Raw genomic sequence first — 18,645 nt, forward strand, 5'->3', positions numbered from 1 at the left:
CGCCGCCACCACGACGCCATCCGTGCCGCCTTGACCACCGGCATGAGCAACGGCCTGATCGAGTCCACGAACACCAAGACCCGCCTGATCATCCGCCGCGGCTTCGGCTTCCACACCGCAGACGCCATCATCGCCCTCGTCATGCTCACCCTCGCCGGAGACAAACCCACCCCCCCCGGCCGCCAACCCGCCACAGAGTGACCCACACATACGGCAGGAGAGCCCAAAAAAGGGGAGTACTCTCTTCCATCCCGCGAGTGGCGCACGTCACCGCCGACCTCCCCGGACCCTGCCGACACGGCGTCAGTACACGTCCACCCCGAAGCGTTCGAGCACCGGGGAGACGGGCTGGAAGAAGGTGGTACCGCCCGTCCGGCAGTTCCCGCTGCCGCCCGAGGTGAGCCCGAGCGCGGTGCCGTCGGCGAACAGCGGCCCGCCGCTGTCCCCGGACTCGGCGCAGATGTCGGTGCGGATCAGCCCGCGGACGATCCGGCCGTCGCCGTAGTTCACCGTGGCGTCCAGCCCGGTGACCTCCCCCGCGCGCAGCCCGGTGGTGCTGCCGCTGCGGCGGACGGCCTGGCCGACGGTGGCCTCCCCCGCCTCGGTGATGTCCTGGGAACGGCCGTTGTGCAGGTCGACCGTCCCGGGCCGTTCGGTGTCCTCGCCGGAGTACCGCACGAGCGCGTAGTCGTCGCCCGGAAAACTGCTCTCCTCGGTGGCGCCGAGTTCCTCGGCCCGGTTCGCGTCGGCGTACCAGGTGTCGGAGCCGACCGCGCAGTGCCCGGCGGTGAGGAACCCGTCGGCGCCGTCCCCGCGGACGTTGAAGCCGAGCGAGCAGCGCCCCTCCTCCGTGTGGACGGCCTGGCCCCCGCTCACCAGCGGGGCGAGGACACCCGGGGTCCGTTCGAATCGCATCGCCCCGGACCGAGGGCCCGCCACCTGCCTGAGCCGGTCGACGTCCACCTCGTCGACCGTGCTGTCGACCGTGACCACCAACCGGTTGGCCGCCTCGTCGACGTGCCAGGCGGTGCCCGCGACATCCGCCACGCGCACCGCCTCCGACGCCAGGTCAAGCTGCGCGCCGGTGAAGGACTCCGGCGCCGGCCCTCCGGGCCCGGAGGCGGCGAGAGCCGGCCCCGCGGGCAGGAGAACGGCCAGGCCCAGGGCGGCCAACCGCCCGGCCCGGGCTCCTCGGGGGGTCCTGCGTGTGCTCCGCACGTCTGCCTCCTGCAGTGTTCCGGCGTATCCCCGACGTCCGAGCGGTCCTGTGCGACGCCCGGCCCCTGCCCGGCCCCTGCCCGGCCGCGGGGCGGTCCCCGGGCACGTCCGCCGGACAGCGGGACCGGCCGGCCGCGCCGGGCACCTGCTCATCGGTACGGCCGATCATCGCCCGGTCGCGCGCGGACCGGCCGGAACGCCGTGTGCCAGCGTGTTGCCCGCCGCGGCGGGGGCGTTCCCGGTGCGGTCAACGGGCGTACGGATGAGCAGGTGCGCGGCACGGCGCGTCCGGCGCGCCCAACAGGCTCGCGGGGGACGATGATTCCGGACACTGTGCTTTTCCACTCCTCGGCATTACCGTTTCTGCTCCGGACGATGACGAGGTATCACCCGGCCGCGCGGCCTCACCCGATTGCCCGTCCCCCTCACCCGCGCGGCGGGAAGCGATGATCTTTCTCTCCGTCACCACCCGTATACCGCAGAATCCCTGTTCGCGGGCCTGGCACTGTGCACCAGAACTGTCACGAATCGCCGCCGGAGTGGATATCGGCTTGGCGCATCATCCGCATCATGAACGACGATAGGTAGTGCGGACGGCACAGACCGCATGCGAGAGGAGGCGTCCATGGGATCGGTGCGCAAGGCGAGTGCCTGGCTGGGCCTCGTCGACGACAGCGAGATGCGTTACTACGACGACGACTACGCCGAGGGGCCGGAACCCGGAGACGCCGCTCGTGACGCGTGGGTCACCGACCCGCGCGTCCGGGCGACCGCTGAATCGGCACAGGGCCAGGGCACCCGGATCGCCACCGTGACACCCGACGGGTTCCGGGACGCCCGCGGCATCGGCGAACTCTTCCGGGACGGGGTCCCGGTCATCGTGAACCTCACGGGCATGGAGTCCCCGGACGCCAAGCGGGTGATCGACTTCGCAGCGGGGCTGACGTTCGGCCTTCGCGGTTCCATCGAACGGGTCGCGACCCGCGTCTTCCTGTTGACGCCGAACGACTACCAGGTGGTCAGCGGCGAGGACCGGCGCGCGGCCGAGGGCGGCTTCTTCAACCAGAGCTGACGACCGGTCGGCGGCCGACCCGGGGGTCCCCGGAGGGTCGGCCTCCGGCCGGCGGACCGTCAGCGAAAGGCGTCCTGCCCGGTGAGCGCCTTGCCGAGCACCAACTGGTGCATCTCCACCGTGCCCTCGTAGGTGAGCACCGACTCAAGATTCGTCGCGTGCCGCATCACCGGGTACTCCAGCGAGATCCCGTTGGCTCCCAGGATCGTCCGGGAGGTCCGGCAGATCTCGATCGCCTCCCGCACGTTGTTGAGCTTGCCGAAGCTGACCTGCTCCGGGCGGAGGGTCCCGGCGTCCATCCGGTTGCCGAGGTGCAGGGCGAGCAGCAGGCCCTTGTGCAGCTCCACCGCCATGTCGGCGAGCTTCGCCTGGGTGAGCTGGAAGCCGCCGATGGGCCGGCCGAACTGCTCCCTGGTACGGGAGTAGTCGAGCGCGGCGGTGAAGGCGGACCGCGCCGCGCCCATGGCCCCCCAGACGATGCCGTAGCGGGCGTGGCTCAGGCAGCTCAGCGGACCGCCCAGCCCGGTGGCCCCCGGCAGCACCGCATCGGCCGGCAGTCTGACCTCGTCCAGGACGAGTTCGCTGGTGACCGAGGCGCGCAGCGACCACTTGCGGTGGATGTCCGGCGCGGAGAACCCGGGAGTGCCGGCCGGTACCAGGAAGCCGCGGATCCCCTCCTCGGTGCGGGCCCAGACCACCGCGACTCCGGCGACCGATCCGTTGGTGATCCACATCTTCCGGCCGGTCAGCACCCAGTCCCCGCCGTCCCGGCGGGCGCGGGTGCGCATACCGGCCGGGTCCGAGCCGTGGTCGGGCTCGGTCAGCCCGAAGCAGCCGAGGATCTCGCCCGCGGCCATGGCCGGGAGCCAGCGCTCCTTCTGCTCGTCCGAGCCGAAACGGTGGATCGCGTACATCGCGAGCGAACCCTGGACGGACACCAGCGAGCGGATCCCCGAGTCGGCCGCCTCCAGCTCCAGGCAGGTCAGTCCGTACTGCACCGCGGACGCGCCGGCGCAGCCGTACCCCCGCAGCGGCATGCCCAGGGCGCCGAGCCCGCCGAGTTCGCGGGAGAGGCCGCGGACGTCGGGCAGCTCACCGCGCTCGTACCAGTCGGCGATGTGCGGCAGCACCCGGTCCCCGGCCCACGCCCGGACGGTGTCGCGCACCGCGAGGTCCTCGGGGGAGAGCAGGTCGTCCAGGCCCAGCGGGTCGGACACGCTGAACGGCGGCGGGGTGCTGCGGGACATCGGTCGGCCTCCGGCGGGGTGATCGGCTCGTGCGGCGTCCGACGTTACGGCCGGGTAACCCGACCGGACAAGAGGGAACTGCCGGTGTCCGGAGCCGGACCGTCGGCGGGCCGTGGTCCGGTCCGCGGACCGGACCACGGCCCGCCGGAGTACTGGGCGGGCACCAGGGCGGCCTGCGCCGCAGCGGTGCCGTCCGCGGGCCGCGGATGCTCCGTCGCGGTCGCCGCACCGCCGTCCCCCTCGGCCGGGTCCTCGGCCGGTGCCCCGTGCGCCTCCGCCGATCGCGGCAGCCGCAGCGCGGCGAGCGCCCCGCAGAACAGCAGTCCGGCGCTGACCAGCAGCGTCAGTTGCAGGCCGTGGCCGAAGGCGGTCCGTGCCGCTTCCCTGACCAGTTCGCCGGCCTCCCCACCGAGCCGGTCGGCCACCACCTCCGCCTCACCCAGCGAGTGGCTCGCCTCCTCCTCGACCGTGCCGGGAACGGCGTCGGAACGGGCCAGCCCGGCGGCATAGGCACCGTTCATCACGCTGCCCAGCACCGCGATGCCCAGTCCCGCGCCCAACTGGTAGGCGGTCTCGCCGACGGCGGCGGCCCCACCGGCCTGCTGCGGCGGCGCGTCGCTGAGCATCGACTCGTAGCAGCCGAACAGGGTGGTCTCCAGTCCGAAGCCCAGCAGAACGAAGCCGCCGAGCAGCAGTGCCGGCCGGTCGTGCTCTCCGAGCGGAGCGAGGCTGAGCACGGCGGCCGCGGTCATCAGGAAACCCAGCGACACCATCGCGCGCGGCCCCAGCAGTCGCAGCAGCCACGGTCCCGCGAGACCGGCGGCGACGGCCGCCACCGACAGCGGCAGCAGTCGCAGCCCGGTCTCCAGCGGCGACAGACCGAGCACCAGTTGGAGGTACTGGGCGGCGATCAGGGCGAGTCCGACAAGGGCCAGCACGGTGAGCACGATGCAGCCGACCGCGGTGCCGAACGCAGGCCGGGCGAAGGCGCAGAAGTCGATCAGCGGGTGCTTCCTCCGGCGCTGCCGGACCACGAAGAAGGCGAGCAGCGCGCCGCCCGTCAGCACCAGCAGCGCGGTGAGCGGGTGGAGCAGTTCCCCGCCGCCCACGCGTTTCACCCCGAAGGTGAGGCAGAACAGCCCGCCGGCGGCGGCCAGCGCCCCCGGCACGTCCCAGGGGCCGCTCCCGGAGCCGGTGGACTCCGGCACCAGCCACCGGCCGAGCGGAATACTGACGAGCATCAGCGGAATGTTGACGAGGAACACCGAGCCCCACCAGAAGTGCTCCAGGAGCAGCCCGCCGGCCAGCGGGCCCAGCGCGGCGCCGACCGCCGCCACCGCGCTCCAGGCGCCGATCGCCATCGCCCGCTCCCGGCGGTCGGGGAAGACCTGGCGCAGGATGGAGAGGGTCGCCGGCATGATCATCGCCCCGCCGACCCCGAGCAGGGCCCGCGCGGCGATCAGTGTGCCCGGCGAGTCCGCCACGACCGCCAGCGCGGAGGCGGACCCGAAGATGCCGTAGCCGATCAGCAGCACCCGGCGCCGTCCCGTGCGGTCGCCGAGCGTGCCGAACAGGATGAGCAGGGAGGCGCAGACCAGCGGGTAGACGTCCACGATCCACAGCAGTTCCATCGCCCCGGGCCGGAGGTCGGCGGAGACCGCCGGCACCGCGACGTGGAGCACCGTGGCGTCGATCGCGACGAGCAGCAGGCTGCTGCACAGCATGACCAGCACCGCCCACCGGCCGGCGGGGCGGTCCCGGTCGACGGAGCGGGCCCCGGCGCCCGCTGCCCGCTCACGGTCCACGGCGGTGGTCCCCGGCATGTACGCACCTCCTCCTGCGCCTGCTCCGGACCGGGGGGAACGCCGGACGCGAAGGCAGCAGCGTCCAGCCCGGTGCGGCAGGCGAGTGACGGGGAAAGAGTACGCGAGACCCGCAGGTCCCCCGCTCCCCCGGCCCGCCGCACCGGCCGCGGCCGGTGCGGCGGGCGACATAATCGCCCTGTGAGCGATCTTGTTGCCGCACCGCGCGCGGCGGAAACCCGACGGCTCGGACGAGGGGTCCGGCTGCCCCCGGTTGCGCAGGCGCTGGCCGCCTACGCGGCGGTGCGGCTACTGGGGCTGGCGGTGCTCGCGGGGTGGTCGGCAGCCACCGGCCGCGACGGGTACCGATTGCTCTCCGCCCGCTGGGACTCGATCTGGTACGCCCGGATCGCCGAGGACGGTTACGGCCACACCGCCCGCCTGGCGGACGGCACCGTCCACCCCGACCTGGCGTTCTTCCCTCTGCTGCCCTGGCTGGAGCGACTCGCCGCGCAGGTCTCGCCGCTGTCGGCCGGGGACGCGGGGGTGCTCGTCAGCGCGGTCGCCTCGCTGGCCGCGGCCGCCGGCATCTTCGCCGTCGGCGACCAGCTGCACGGGCCCCGGACCGGGGTGATACTCACGGTCCTGTGGGCGGCGCTGCCGGTGGGCATCGTGCAGTCGATGGCGTACAGCGAGTCGCTGTTCACCGCCCTGGCCGTCTGGGCGGTGCACGCCGTCCTCGCGGGCCGCTGGGTGTGGGCCGGGTCCCTCGCCCTCGCGGCGGGCCTCACCCGCCCGGTCGGCGCCGCCGTGGTCACCGCGGTCTGGGCGGCCGCCGCGCTGGAGTGGCGGCGCGAGCGGGCCCGGCGACGCGCTGCCCGGACCGTCCTGCCCGGGCAGCGGACCTCCTCGGCCGCTCGGCCGGGCGCCCCTGCGCCGCCGGCGGCGCGCGCGACGGCGGACGGCGGGCAGCAAGGCGCGGGGGGGCCGGGGACCGTGCGGCACCGGATGCTGCTGGGGGTGCTGCTGGCCCCGCTGGGCTGGCTGGGCCACGTGGCGCGGGTCGGAGTGGAGACCGGCAGTCCGCTGGGCTACCTCGACGTGCAGGGGCAGTGGGGCAACGGGTTCGACGGCGGCCTGGCCTTCGCTCGGTTCACCGTCGGGCGCTTCGGCCACGGGTGGCCCGGCGCGGCGGCCGGGGCCGGTGTCCTGCTCGGGCTCGGGCTGCTGGCGTGGCTGGCCGTGCTGTGCGTCCGGCAGCGGCAGCCCGTCCCGCTGCTGGCGTACGCCGGGACGGTGCTGCTGCTCGCCCTGGGTGCCAAGGGGTATCTCGGCTCGAAGCCGCGCCTGCTGTTGCCGGCCTTCCCGCTGCTGATCCCGCCCGCGGTCCGACTGGCGCGCGCGCAACCGGTCGCGGCGGCCGTGGGGGTGGCCGCCCTCGCCCTCGGCAGCGCCCTCTACGGCGCGATGTGGCTGCACGGCTCCGGCCCGCCCTGACGGTGTGCCGCGGTCGCCCGGCGGCGGCGCGGGAGCGCTCGTTCCCGGCACGGTCCCGCGGGACGGCCGCGCCCGGCCCTGGTCGGCACGGAAGCGGCCACGGCCACGGGCCCCGCACCGGCCGGGTTAATCACCGATGGACTACGGAAGTCGCACCGGGAAAGGCGCCGGACCAACCCGCCGAATAATCCTGCGATATCAGAACTCGGCACCACCGATTCCCACCGATTCCCTGCCCCGGACACCTCCGACGAGGCGGATTGCACATCACATCGGCATTACGAAGACCGTGCCCGGACCTGGGAGAGCCATCACCCGCTGTAATGTCGATTGGGTGCGTACCGACCGTATCTTCGCCCGCCTGGAGCAGGAGCCGGCGCCGCCCACCACCCCGGTCCCCGGGATGAGCGTCACCCGCAGGACGCTCTTCGCCACCACCCTGGGCCTGTACGCCGCCATCGTGGCGGCGGTGCTGGGCAGTTCAGTCCTGGTCCGGCTGGACTGGCAGGCGATGCTCTTCCGCCCCTACAAGCAGTGGCCGGAGCTCCACCCCTTCCTGGACTACTTCGTGGTGCTCGGCCAGCGCGGGCCGACGGCGGTGCTCGTCGCGGCCTGGCTCGGCTGGCGGTCCTGGCGCCAGCGGACGGTGCGCCCGCTGCTGGTGCTCGCCGTCTCGCTGCTGCTGCTGAACGTCACCGTGGGCGCGGCCAAGCTGGGGATGGGGAGGGAAGGACCGCACTACGCGACCGAGATGGGCTCCAACGAGATGTTCCTGACCGGGGACATATTTCCGTCCGGGCACACCGCGAACGCCGTGGTCACCTGGGGGGTGCTCGCCTACCTGGCCAGCACCCCGCGGGCCAGGCGCTGGCTGTCGGTCCTGGCCGCCGTCTTCGCCCTCGGGGTGGGGACCACGACCGTCTACCTCGGCACCCACTGGATCAGCGACGTCCTGCTCGGATGGGCCGCCGGACTGCTGATCCTGCTGGCACTGCCGTGGAACGAGCCGGTGATCGCCCGGGTCGAGGAGCACATCGCGGTCTACTGGGCGCGCCTGCGGGAGGCGGCACGGATGGCGGCACGGGCACTGGCGCCGGTCGGGACGGGTCCGTCACTGGCCGCTCGACCGGCGCCCGACCGCTCTCGGGACGGCGCCCCCGGCCCGCGCGGCACGTCCGGCGTCTCGCAGGGGCGGCTCTACTACGCGGCGCGTCCGCAGCCGCTGCGTGCGGAGCGCTCCCCCGCCGCTCCGGCCGGACCGCGGCGGCCACAGCCGGAGCGGCCCGCGCAGAGCACGCACCGCTGGAGCGAGCGGACGGGTCGCCCACCGTTCTGAGAGGGACGGCGGCACCGCACCGGCGGGGTGCGGGCCCCGGCGGGGCGCAGTGGCCCGGCGTCGCGGCGGCCCCGGCTTCCGGGCCGCGGGCCCGACCGGGGCCCGACCGGGCCCCGGAGTGTCGCTCCGCTCAGCCCTTCCAGCAGCGGACGACCACCCCGTCCGAGACGGCGAAGTTGAGCCGCCCCTCCAGGAACTCCATCGTGATCATGGAGTCCGGTGCCACCGCCCGCACCGTCGCCCACCCCCGACGGTGCGCCAGGTCCTGCGCATCGGTCTCGGACAGACCGATGTAGGCGGCGGTTTCCTCGGTCGACGGTGCTGGGCCTTCCGGTTCCTGTGACATGGCAACCACCGTACGACCTCAACCGGAGCACCCGGAAGTAGCGGCCCGGTCCTCGCACCGTCACGCTTGTGTCACAACGGTGCGCAGTCGGTGGAAGACGTACGCACCGGCCGCCCGCGACCCCTGCTGCAGGCAGGAGAATACCGCCGGATTCCTTTCGCATTCCTTCCGGAACAGCGCTTCTCACCTCTGTTCGAACCCCTCGAATGCCCGGTTGAATTCCCGCTCCCGACCCTTGTCCGGCTGGATACCAAAGGCCCTTTGCGGTGTCCGGGTGGTCGGCGAAACCCCGGACCCCCGGGCGGCCCCCGCGCCCGGGGGTCAGCCTGCCTCCGAGGGCTGAGCCGCACGCCCCAGCCGGTCGCGCAGGGCGGCGACGTGCATCCGCAGTTCGGCCGGTTCCCGGACCTCGAAGTCCACCCCGGCCACCAGGATGTGCACCACCAACTGCTCCCAGTTCCAGGCCCCGGTGCGCAGCAGGCAGCGCCACTCGTCGACGGCCTCCAGGACGCCGACGGACGGCGGGATGCACCGGGCCGCCTCGGCGATCGGTGCGTGCAGGAGCACCGTCCCCCGCGCCCGGTACGGCCCGGTCGAGACACGCTCCGAGACGTACGCCCCGAGGTCCTCGGCCGGCGGGGTGCGCGGGGCGAAGACCGGCCCGTGCGGCGGCCGCAGGGTGATGCGGTCGGCACGGAAAGTGCGCCAGTCCGCCCGGTCGGTGTCCCAGGCGACCAGGTACCAGCGCAGGTAGGTGCTGACCAACCGGTGCGGCTGCGCCGTCCGGAGCGAGGTGCCGCCGCTGTGGGAGCGGTAGTCGAAGCGGACCGTGCGGCGGTCCCGGCAGGCGTGGGCGAGTTCGGTGAGCGTGGCCGGATCGGCCTCGGGACCGGAGTGCGCCCGGCGCATCGGTACCGTGTAGGCGTCGAGTGCGGCGACCTGACGGCGCAACCGGTGCGGGAGGACCTGTTCCAGTTTGGCCAGGGCCCGCACCGAGGCCTCCTCCACACCCCGGACCCCCGCGCCGGCCGCGCCCTGTAGCCCGACCGCGACGGCAACCGCCTCCTCGTCGTCGAGCAGGAGCGGCGGCAGCCGGGCTCCGGCACCCAGCCGATACCCGCCCGCCGTCCCGGTCGCGGAGTGGACCGGGTACCCCAGGGCGCGCAGCCGTTCGACGTCCCGACGCACCGTGCGGCCCGTCACTCCCAGGCGCTCTGCCAGTCGCGCCCCGGACCACTCCGGCTGGGCCTGGAGCAATGACAGCAGGCGCAGCAGGCGCGCCGAGGTCTCCACCATGCACCCGAGTCTGCCAGGGCGCGGGGACGGCCCGGGGGCCGCCCGGTTCAGGCCTCGGGGCTCCCGGCACAGTGCGAAGCCGTGTCGGCCGGCGCCGCGGCGCCGCGGTGGTCGGCAGGCTCCTCCTCGACCCGCAGCGAGAGGTCGTTGTCCGCCGTGAAGGCGGGCCGCAGCACCGCTCCGCCGCCCGCGGGCAGCCCGGCGCACCGGTCCGTGAAGCGCTTGTCCGGGTCGACGTCGAAGATCCGGGCGACCCGGACCGGGTCCGCCCCGGATGCGGCGCGCAGCCACAGTTGCCACTCGGTTCCGGGCTCGTGGCGGGCCAGCGCGCCGACCGGGAGCCGGACGGTGAAGCCGTCGCCTTCGGCACGCACCGGGGCCGTGGCACCGGGTGCGGACGCCTCGGTGGATCTGGCTTCCAGCAGGCTGCCCGCGCCGAGCTCCGCACCGTGCAGCCGGCCGTGCAGCACCAGCGCCGGAGCCGTTCCGCCCTCCAGACGGAACCCGGCCGCCTCGGCGTGCGGCCAGCGCAACCAGGCCCGCAGGGCCAGGTTGCCATGCCGGGTGCGGTACGGAATGCGCACCCCGAGCCAGGTCCGACCCGCGCGGGGGACCCGGCCGATCAGCGGGTCGAGCGCGGTGCGGCCGGGCACCAGGCGTCGCGGGTGCTCCTCCCCCAGCGCCAGGTAGGCGTTCCAGCGCCCCTCCGCCAGCGGCACGGTACTGGGCAGCACGGCCCGGAGCATGCCGGCGCCCGCAGGAACAAGCGGAAGCCTGACGGTCTCCGGCTGCTCGGTGCCCCGGCGGCGCAGCAACAGCGCGGCGTCCCAGCGCTCCTCCGCCCCGGGTGCGGCGATGTCGAAGGTCAGGCCGCCCGCGGAATCGGCGGTGCAGTCGGCACGCGGGGGGTCCGGCTCTCCGGCACGGTGGTTCCAGGGGCCCCCGGCGGCGGTCACCGGAGCCACGCCGGTTCCGCGGCCTGCTCGCCGCGGCACGGCACCGGTCGGGCGGTGGTGGACATCGTTCTCCGGATCTCTCGCTCCTGCGGATGAGCGCGTCCGCTCTCCGCCCTTCTCCTGGAAGGACACTCCTCAGGGCTGCGCGGTTGACCGGAAGAACGAGTCTTGTCTCACAACTTCTCGGTTCGCACCGCTCCCCCGGTCCGGTCCTTGCCGCCCGCGGCGGACGGGGTCGACGGGAGCAGGAGCGCGGTCCCCGGGCAGAGCCGGTCGGGATCGGGTCCGACGAGCGGGCGGTTCGCCCGGTGGAGCGCCTCCCAGCCACCGGGCACCCCGTGCCGGCGTGCCGGCGTGCCACGGACCAGAGCGTGTCCCCGGGCCGGACGACGTGCCTCGGCAGCCGGGCTCCGGACTCGGTGGTCAGTTCGCACTCCAGCGAGCAGGCGGGCCAAGCGCCCCAGTCCTGGCCGGCCAGGACGCCTTCGGCCACCGTGACCTGCTCCGCACGGGTCGCGAGGTCGGCACGGCGGGCGAACTGCCGCCCTCCGTACTCCTCCCAGGTCGACTGCCGGAACTGGAGGCCGCCGTAGAAGCCGTTGCCGGTGTCGATGTCCCAGCGGCCGCTGCTCTCACACCGGGCCAGGCAGTCGCAGGGCGATCCGCCGGAGGAGCACGCGCTCGGGGCCTGCCGGGGGTGCGCGGAGGCCTCCGGGGGCGCGGACAGCACCGCAAGCCGGAGGACCCCGGCCGCGACCAGCCCCCGGCTGATGCTGCATCGGTTCTTTGGTATCGCCTCACGAGAGGAGCCGCCCGTCGCTTCCTCCGCGGAGGAAGCGACGTCGTGGGAGGTGTCCCGCGAGGTTTCGGCCGTATGCAGTCCGTCCGGCGGGTTCGGCACGTCACCCGAATCTTCCGGCAGTGGTCGCCTTCCGACCGCGGCTGACCGAAAACGGCGCATGGCCCGCACGCGCAACCGTCGGCGGCGGACGGACCGTTCGGTTTGCGTGACCGCGGACGCGGATCCGCCGTTGTGCACACGAAACAGAACCGAACACCAGGAGTCCCTGTGTCCCCCATGCTCGACGTCAGCAACGACGTACGCGCCGAGATCGGCGAAGAAGAAGCGGCGCGGCTGCTGGCCGGCGAGACCGCCCCCGGCGCCTACGACTGCACCTCGTGCCGCACCCCCGGCGACACGGGCACGGAACACACCAGCACGGTGCTCTTCGTGGGCGACGAGACGGCCGTACTGGCCTTCGCGCACGCCCAGTGCATCCCCTCGCAGATCGTCAAGGTCACCGAGGACGAGATCCAGGGCGCGGTGCGCACCATCACCGCCGAGGCCCAGGGCCCGGCGCCCGCCGCCGCACCGGCCTCGGCGGACGGCCAGGCGGTGCTCGGCGTGACCTGCGGCCAGGTGCTCATCGACGAGCAGCTCCACCCGGCGATCGTCGTCGAGCCCACCGGACCCATCGCGCGTCCCGACGCCGACGACGGCACGGACGCGTTCCTGCCACTGCTGACCGAGGCCGGCTTCCACCCGGTCGCCGACGTCGCCGTGCAGCCGGGCCCGATCGAGGGCTGGTCGGTGCTGCTGGCCATGGGCAAGCTGCACGCGGTGCTCCAGCCCGGGCCGGAGACCGGCAAGTCCAACTCCTGGTGGCAGGCGCACCAGCCGCTGTCGGTGACCGACGAGTGGCGGCAGTCGGCGGGCAGGACCAACACCGTGCTGGTCTACGCCGCCCCGGCCGGTGCCATCGGCCAGCAGCCGCGCGAGGACATGCTGCGGGACTCCCTGGAGCAGGCGGCGAAGCGCGGCGTGCTGGTCGCCGCCCGGATGCCGCTCGCCGGCACCTGAGCACCATTGGCCGGCCCGGCCCCGCATCCAGCGGGGCCCCGGCCTCGTTGGCAACAGCGTGCAGCCATACGAATCTCCCCGAGCCCGCCACTCGTACCCGCGCCACGGTCAGATCCCCGGGATGCGCCCCGCGCAGGAGGGTCACGGCCCGTCGGCGACACCGATCTACGACGCGCTGTACGCCGAGTACCAGCGCCTCTTCCGGGCCCTGCCCGGCGACCGGTCGGGCGAGGAGGGCCTGAGCTTCGACGGGTTCGGCACGGTGCGAGGCACCGGCGTCGCCACCTCGTGGTACGACGACCGCCGGGGCCGCCCGGCGGCGCTTCCCGCGCTGCCACCGGCTCCCGGGGACGACCGGCGGCGCCACGGGCTGTGACCGCTGATCCCGCCGGGGCCCGGCGGGCACCACGGGTGGCCCCGCCGAGCGGCGGGGCCACCCGTCTCCGTCGAGCGGAGAGCCGGGCCGGTCAGCTCTTGTTGCGGCCGCGCTTCTCCCGGACCCGCACCGAGATGTGCACCGGGGTGCCGGCGAAGCCGAACTCCTCACGGAGCCTGCGCTCGACGAACCGCCGGTAGCCGGCCTCCAGGAAGCCGGAGGCGAAGAGCACGAACCGCGGCGGCCGGGTGCCCGCCTGGGTGCCGAACAGGATCCGCGGCTGCTTGCCGCCCCGCACCGGGTGCGGGTGCGAGGCCACGATCTCACCGAGGAAGGCGTTGAGCCGCCCGGTCGGTACCCGCGACTCCCAGCCCGCCAGCGCCGTCTCGACGGCCGGGACCAGCTTTTCCATGTGCCGTCCGGTCCGGGCCGAGACGTTCACCCGCGGGGCCCACTGCACCTGGACCAGGTCCCGCTCGATCTCCCGCTCCAGGTAGAAGCGCCGCTCGTCGTCGAGGTCGTCCCACTTGTTGTAAGCGATGACCAGGGCCCGGCCGGCGTCCACCGCCATCGAGATGATCCGGGTGTCCTGCACGCTGATCGGCTCGGTGACGTCGATCAGCACCACGGCGACCTCCGCCTTCTCCAGCGCGGCCGCGGTGCGCAGCGAGGCGTAGTAGTCGGCGCCCTCCATCAGGTGGATGCGCCGTCGGATGCCCGCGGTGTCGACGAACTTCCACGTCTTGCCGCCGAGTTCGATCAGCTCGTCCACCGGGTCCCGAGTGGTGCCGGCGAGTGCGTCGACGACCACCCGGTTCTCCCCGGCGACCTTGTTCAGCAGGGAGGACTTGCCGACGTTCGGACGGCCGATCAGTGCGACCCGACGCGGACCGCCCAGGGGAGTGCCGAAGGTCTGCTCCGGCGCCTCCGGGAGCGCCTTCAGCACCTCGTCGAGCATGTCGCCGGTGCCCCGGCCGTGCAGGGCGGAGACCGGCTGCGGCTCGCCCAGGCCGAGCGACCACAGCATCGCCGCGTCCGCCTCGCCCGCCGGACCGTCCACCTTGTTGGCGCAGAGCACCACGGGCTTCCCCGCCCGGCGCAGCAGCTTCACCACGGCCTCGTCGGTGTCGGTCGCCCCGACGGAGGCGTCGACGACGAACACCGTGGCGTCGGCGGCCTCGATGGCGAACTCGGCCTGCGCGGCGACCGAGGCGTCGATACCCAGGACGTCCTGCTCCCAGCCGCCGGTGTCCACCACCTTGAAGCGGCGGCCGGCCCACTCCGCCTCGTAGGTGACCCGGTCCCTGGTGACACCAGGGCGGTCCTCGACCACTGCCTCGCGGCGGCCCAGAATCCGGTTCACCAGGGTGGACTTCCCCACGTTGGGACGTCCGACGACGGCCAGCACCGGAAGCCGTCCGTGCCCGGACTCCGCCAGCGCCCCCTCGATGTCCTCGGCGTCGAAGCCTTCCTCCGCGGCGAGCTCCATGAACTCCGAGTACTCGGCTTCGCCGAGCTCACCGTGCCCGTGCGCGCCGCCGGAATTGTTCTGGTCGTCCATGAAGTCCTGTCCTTGTGTACGTGGCTCGGTTACCCGGGTGTTCGGGCGGGCGGCTCAGCGGCCGGTGAGCCGCTTCGCCTCGGTGAGATGGTCGCCCAGGCGCCGCTGGATGCGCACGGTCGCGGCGTCGAGTGCCTTGCCGGTCCGCCGGCCACTGCCGTCGGCGGCGTCGAACGGGTCCCCGTAGACCACGTCGACCCGGCTGCGCAGCGGCGGCATCGCCGGTATCAGGCGTCCCCGGCGCTCGGTGCTGCCGAGCACCGCGACCGGCACCACCGGGGCGCCGGAGCGCAAGGCGAAGTAGGCCAGGCCCGACCGGAGCGAGGCGAAGTCCCCCTCGCCCCGGGTGCCTTCGGGGAAGATGGCCAGCACGCCACCCGCCGACAGCACCGAGAGCGCCTGCGTGACGCACGCCCGGTCGGCCGCGGAGCGGTCCACCCGGACCTGGCCGGTGCCGCGCAGGAACGGGGCCAGCGGGCCGACGAAGGCTTCCTTCTTGATCAGGAAGTGCAGCGGGCGGGGCGAGGTGCCGATCATCATCGGCCCGTCGATGTTGTGCGCGTGGTTGCCGGCCAGGATCACCGGGCCGGAGGCGGGCATCCGCCAGGCACCCAGCGGCCGGGGCCGGAAGAACCCGTACATCAGACTGATCCCGATGCCGCGCCCGAACGCGGCCCCACGGGCGCTGGGGACGGGCGGCCCGGGGATCGGGACCGCGATGGCGCGGCTCACGCGGTGCGCTGCCTGTCCTCGACGAGGGTGACCACGCACTCGACGACCTGTTCCAGGGAGAGTTCGGTGGTGTCCACCTCGACCGCGTCCTCGGCCTTGGCCAGCGGCGAGGTCTTGCGGCTGGAGTCCGCGCGGTCCCGCTGGAGCAGCGCCTGCCGCGTGGCGTCAAGGTCCACCCGGGGCGCTCCGGCGGTCGCGCCGAGCTCTCCTCCCCGTCGGGCCGCCCTGGCCTCGGGAGAGGCGGTGAGGAAGATCTTCAGTCCGGCGTCCGGAAGGACCGTGGTCCCGATGTCCCGGCCCTCCACCACGATGCCGCGGAACGCGCCCGTCACGATCGCCCGCTGGAGCCCGGTGATCCTGGCCCGGACCTCCGGGACGGCGCTGACCGCGCTGACAGCCGCCGTCACCTCGGGGGTGCGGATCGGCGCTGAGGCGTCCGCTCCGTCCACGGTGATGGTCGGCGAACCGGGGTCGGTGCCGGAGACGATGACGGGCTTGTCGGCGGCCGCGGCGACGGCGGCGGGGTCGTCGACGTCGATGCCGGCCGAGAGCATCCACCAGGTGATCGCCCGGTACTGCGCCCCGGTGTCGAGGTAGTTCAGTCCCAGCTTCGCGGCCACGGCCTTGGAGGTGCTGGACTTGCCCGTGCCGGAGGGGCCGTCAATGGCGACGACAACGGGTGCCGGAGCGCTTTCCACGGTGACAGGAACCTTTCTCGAACCAGGAAGGGGGCCCCGAGGGACTCGGGGCGTCGCGGAGCGGAGCCGCCCCGCACCAGGCTACCGGGAAGCTACTGCTGCCGGAGCGCCCAGCCCCGGCCGCGCAGCGCCTCGGCGAGGCGGCCCGCCGCACCCGGTTCCACCATCAGCTGGACATGGCCGGCCTGCTGCCCGGTGGCGTGCTCGATGCGGACGTCCTCGACGTTGACCCCGGCCTGTCCTGCATCGGCGAAGATGCGGGCCAGCTCGCCCGGGCGGTCGCTGATCAGCACCGCCACCGTGCGGTAGGCGGTCGGCGCCTGGCCGTGCTTGCCCGGGACCCGGGCCCGGCCGCCGTTGCCCCGGCGCAGCACGTCCACGATGCCCGCACCGCCCTTGTCACGCGCGGACTCGTCGGCCGATTCCAGCGCCCGCAGCGCGCGGACCGTCGCGTCCAGGTCCGCGGCCACTGCGTCCAGCACGTCCGCGACCGGGCCGGGATTGGCGGCGAGGATGTCCACCCACATCGCGGGGTCGGAGGCCGCGATCCGCGTGACATCCCGGATGCCCTGCCCGCACAGCCGCACCGCCGTCTCGTCGGCGCTCTCCAGACGCGCGGCGACGAGGCTGGAGAGCAGCTGCGGGGTGTGCGAGACGAGCGCCACCGCGCGGTCGTGCGCGTCCGCGTCCATCACGACGGGCACCGCCCTGCACAGGGCCACCAGTTCGAGCGCGAGGTTGAGGACCTCGGTGTCGGTCTCCGGGGCCGGGGTGAGGACCCACGGCCGCCCCTCGAAGAGTTCGGCAGTCCCCGCGAGCGGACCGGACTGCTCGCGGCCGGCCATGGGATGGGTTCCGAGGTAGCCGGCCGGGTCGCAGCCCAGCGCGGCGAGCTCCCGGCGCGGGCCGCCCTTGACGCTCCCGACGTCCAGGCAGCCCCGGGCCGCACCGCGCCGCTGCACGTCCGCGACGGTGGCCGCGATGTGCGCGGGCGGCACGGCCACCACGGCGAGGTCCACCGGCCCGGGGGGCGGTTCCACGGTGCCGGCGCCCATGGCCGCGGCCGTCTTCGCCTGGGACGCGTCCCGGTCCGCGAGGTGCACCCGCACACCGCGGGCGCTCAGGGCCAGCGCGACGGAGGTGCCGACGAGGCCGGTGCCGATGACGAGTGCGGTGCGCATTACGGAGTGAGGTCCTCGCGGAGTGCGGTGGCCGCGCCGAGGTGCACTCGGTCGACGGCTGCCTTGGTCGGGTCGGTCTCGACAGGAGCGACGATACGCGCCGCGCGCGGCGTCGCGCCCGCGGTGTCCGGTTCCCGGGCGCGCGTCTCCTCCGCGTCGTCCCGCGCCCGTCGCACCGCGCCACGCACCGCCCGCACCGCCATCACCGCTCCTCGTGCTCTGCCGGAACTCCCGGCAGGGGCCCCGCCCCCGGCCTCCGGTCCCGGCCGCGGCGGTCTCGCCGCGGCGCTCCCCGGGGGATCAGAGGTCGACGTCCTTCATCAGCATGCCGACCTCCGGGTTGGTGAGCCGCCGGAGCCAACCGGACTTCTGGTCGCCGAGCGGGATCGAGCCGAACCGGGTCCGCACCAGACGGTCGACGGGGAAGCCCGCCTCCGACAGCATCCGCCGCACGATGTGCTTGCGGCCCTCGTGCAGGGTGACCTCGACCAGGTAGTTCTTGCCGGTGTTCTCCACCACCTTGAAGTGGTCCGCCTTCGCGTAGCCGTCGTCCAGTTTGATGCCGTCCTTGAGCTGCTTGCCCAGGTCCCTCGGGATCGGGCCCTGGATGGCCGCGAGGTAGGTCTTCTGCACGCCGTAGCGGGGGTGGGTGAGCCGGTGGGCCAGCTCTCCGTGGTTGGTGAGCAGGATCAGCCCCTCCGTCTCGGTGTCGAGCCGACCCACGTGGAACAGCCGCGTCTCGCGGTTCTGCACGTAGTCGCCGAGGCACTGCCGTCCCTCCGGGTCCTCCATGGAGGAGACCACGCCGGCGGGCTTGTTCAGGGCGAAGAAGAGGTGCGCCTGGGTGGCGACGGTCAACCCGTCCACCTTGATCTCGTCCTTGGCCGGGTCGACCCGGACGCCCTGCTCCCGCACGATCCGGCCGTTGACCTCGACCCTGGCCCGCTCGATCATCTCCTCGCAGGCCCGGCGGGAGCCCATGCCGGCCCGGGCGAGCACCTTCTGCAACCGCTCGCCCTCCTGGTCGCCGAAGGTCTTCGGGGTCTTCGGACGCGGGGTGTCGTAGCGGGCGCGGTTGCGCTCCTCGATCTGCGCCTCCAGCTCGCGGGGGCGGCTCGGCTCGGTACGCCTGCGCCCGCCGCGCGCGGGCGTGCCCGCACCCTTGGCGGGGCCGCCCCCGCTCTTGGCGGGCCCGCCGGACTTGGCGGGACCTCCCGAGCCCCTGGCCGGCCCGCCGGACTTGGCGGGGCCCCCGCTCTTGGCCGGTCCGCCGGACTTGGTGGGGCCCTGGCCTGACGCGGCGGGCCCGCCGGACTTGGCGGGCCCGCCGGCGCCGCCGGTGCGGTGGCGCCGCTCCTCCGGGCGGGGCCGCCCGGACGAACGCTGCTGCCTGTCGTCGCGGCTGTTGCCCGCGCCCCGGTTGTTCCGGTTGCTGTTACTGCCGCTGCTTCGCATCAAAGTTCCGT

18 protein-coding genes and 1 pseudogene are annotated in these 18,645 nt (G+C 74.0%); 6 read left to right on the forward strand and 13 right to left on the reverse strand.

The window, feature by feature from the left end; translation table 11 throughout:
• On the forward strand, positions 1–201 hold a 201-nt coding region (locus H300_RS0119325; RefSeq protein WP_028428729.1), incomplete at its 5' end, for a transposase.
• A 102-nt stretch (positions 202–303) separates the two neighbouring features.
• Here the strand turns inward: H300_RS0119325 and H300_RS0119330 are convergent.
• Positions 304–1,218: a trypsin-like serine protease gene (locus H300_RS0119330; protein WP_028428730.1), complete on the reverse strand. Its 915-nt coding sequence runs from the start codon at positions 1,216–1,218 to the stop codon at positions 304–306.
• Positions 1,219–1,843: 625 nt separating this feature from the next.
• Here H300_RS0119330 and H300_RS0119335 point away from each other — a divergent pair.
• Positions 1,844–2,290, forward strand: coding sequence for a cell division protein SepF (locus tag H300_RS0119335; protein ID WP_028428731.1), 447 nt, complete (start codon positions 1,844–1,846; stop codon positions 2,288–2,290).
• A 59-nt stretch (positions 2,291–2,349) separates the two neighbouring features.
• Here H300_RS0119335 and H300_RS0119340 read toward each other — a convergent pair whose 3' ends face one another.
• The gene (locus tag H300_RS0119340) at positions 2,350–3,537 is read right to left on the reverse strand and encodes an acyl-CoA dehydrogenase family protein (RefSeq protein ID WP_028428732.1); all 1,188 of its coding nucleotides are present in this window, start codon (positions 3,535–3,537) and stop codon (positions 2,350–2,352) included.
• A gap of 44 nt (positions 3,538–3,581) precedes the next feature.
• Positions 3,582–5,360 (reverse strand): MFS transporter, encoded by a 1,779-nt coding sequence (locus H300_RS27945; RefSeq protein ID WP_051270221.1) that lies wholly within the window; start codon positions 5,358–5,360, stop codon positions 3,582–3,584.
• Between the two features lie 180 nt (positions 5,361–5,540).
• On the opposite strand from H300_RS27945, the gene H300_RS0119350 reads away from it, so the two are divergent.
• Entirely contained in the window at positions 5,541–6,836 is a 1,296-nt protein-coding gene (locus H300_RS0119350) for a glycosyltransferase family 39 protein (RefSeq protein ID WP_028428733.1), read from the forward strand.
• Positions 6,837–7,170: 334 nt separating this feature from the next.
• On the forward strand, positions 7,171–8,172 hold the full coding sequence (locus H300_RS27950; protein ID WP_486583949.1) for a phosphatase PAP2 family protein: 1,002 nt from the start codon (positions 7,171–7,173) through the stop codon (positions 8,170–8,172).
• Between the two features lie 130 nt (positions 8,173–8,302).
• Here H300_RS27950 and H300_RS0119360 read toward each other — a convergent pair whose 3' ends face one another.
• From H300_RS0119360 to H300_RS31610, 4 genes and pseudogenes are all read right to left on the reverse strand, one after another.
• Positions 8,303–8,518 carry an I78 family peptidase inhibitor gene (locus H300_RS0119360; RefSeq protein ID WP_028428734.1) on the reverse strand — a complete coding sequence of 72 codons (216 nt, stop codon included), beginning with the start codon at positions 8,516–8,518 and terminating at the stop codon, positions 8,303–8,305.
• A 321-nt stretch (positions 8,519–8,839) separates the two neighbouring features.
• The gene (locus H300_RS0119365) at positions 8,840–9,814 is read right to left on the reverse strand and encodes a helix-turn-helix transcriptional regulator (RefSeq protein WP_028428735.1); all 975 of its coding nucleotides are present in this window, start codon (positions 9,812–9,814) and stop codon (positions 8,840–8,842) included.
• Positions 9,815–9,861: 47 nt separating this feature from the next.
• Positions 9,862–10,779, reverse strand: a complete 918-nt coding sequence (locus H300_RS27955; protein WP_051270222.1) for a hypothetical protein — start codon at positions 10,777–10,779, stop codon at positions 9,862–9,864.
• A 493-nt stretch (positions 10,780–11,272) separates the two neighbouring features.
• Positions 11,273–11,731 (reverse strand): annotated as a pseudogene (locus H300_RS31610) (transglycosylase family protein); the annotation flags it as partial.
• 108 nt (positions 11,732–11,839) lie between these two features.
• Between H300_RS31610 and H300_RS0119380 the strand changes: the two are divergent.
• Positions 11,840–12,631 carry a hypothetical protein gene (locus H300_RS0119380; protein WP_028428736.1) on the forward strand — a complete coding sequence of 264 codons (792 nt, stop codon included), beginning with the start codon at positions 11,840–11,842 and terminating at the stop codon, positions 12,629–12,631.
• Between the two features lie 121 nt (positions 12,632–12,752).
• Complete coding sequence (locus tag H300_RS0119385) at positions 12,753–13,007, forward strand: hypothetical protein (RefSeq protein ID WP_028428737.1); 255 nt, start codon at positions 12,753–12,755, stop codon at positions 13,005–13,007.
• 91 nt (positions 13,008–13,098) lie between these two features.
• On the opposite strand, the gene der is transcribed toward H300_RS0119385, so the two are convergent.
• The 6 genes from der to H300_RS0119415 all read right to left on the reverse strand — a co-directional run bounded on the left by der (position 13,099) and on the right by H300_RS0119415 (position 18,634).
• Positions 13,099–14,568 carry a ribosome biogenesis GTPase Der gene (der, locus tag H300_RS0119390; RefSeq protein WP_028428738.1) on the reverse strand — a complete coding sequence of 490 codons (1,470 nt, stop codon included), beginning with the start codon at positions 14,566–14,568 and terminating at the stop codon, positions 13,099–13,101.
• A 54-nt stretch (positions 14,569–14,622) separates the two neighbouring features.
• Positions 14,623–15,339, reverse strand: coding sequence for a lysophospholipid acyltransferase family protein (locus tag H300_RS0119395; protein WP_486583950.1), 717 nt, complete (start codon positions 15,337–15,339; stop codon positions 14,623–14,625).
• On the reverse strand, positions 15,297–15,998 hold the full coding sequence (gene cmk, locus H300_RS0119400) for a (d)CMP kinase (protein ID WP_028428740.1): 702 nt from the start codon (positions 15,996–15,998) through the stop codon (positions 15,297–15,299). Before cmk ends, H300_RS0119395 begins: the two co-directional genes overlap by 43 nt.
• 92 nt (positions 15,999–16,090) lie before the next feature.
• A complete protein-coding gene (locus H300_RS0119405) occupies positions 16,091–17,179 on the reverse strand; it encodes a prephenate dehydrogenase (RefSeq protein WP_028428741.1) in 1,089 nt (362 codons plus the stop codon).
• Entirely contained in the window at positions 17,179–17,382 is a 204-nt protein-coding gene (locus H300_RS27965; RefSeq protein WP_037981073.1) for a hypothetical protein, read from the reverse strand. Before H300_RS27965 ends, H300_RS0119405 begins: the two co-directional genes overlap by 1 nt.
• 97 nt (positions 17,383–17,479) lie before the next feature.
• The gene (locus tag H300_RS0119415; protein ID WP_028428742.1) at positions 17,480–18,634 is read right to left on the reverse strand and encodes a pseudouridine synthase; all 1,155 of its coding nucleotides are present in this window, start codon (positions 18,632–18,634) and stop codon (positions 17,480–17,482) included.
• Between the last annotated feature and the right edge of the window lie 11 nt (positions 18,635–18,645).

It is taken from the genome of Streptomyces sp. TAA040, assembly GCF_000424845.1.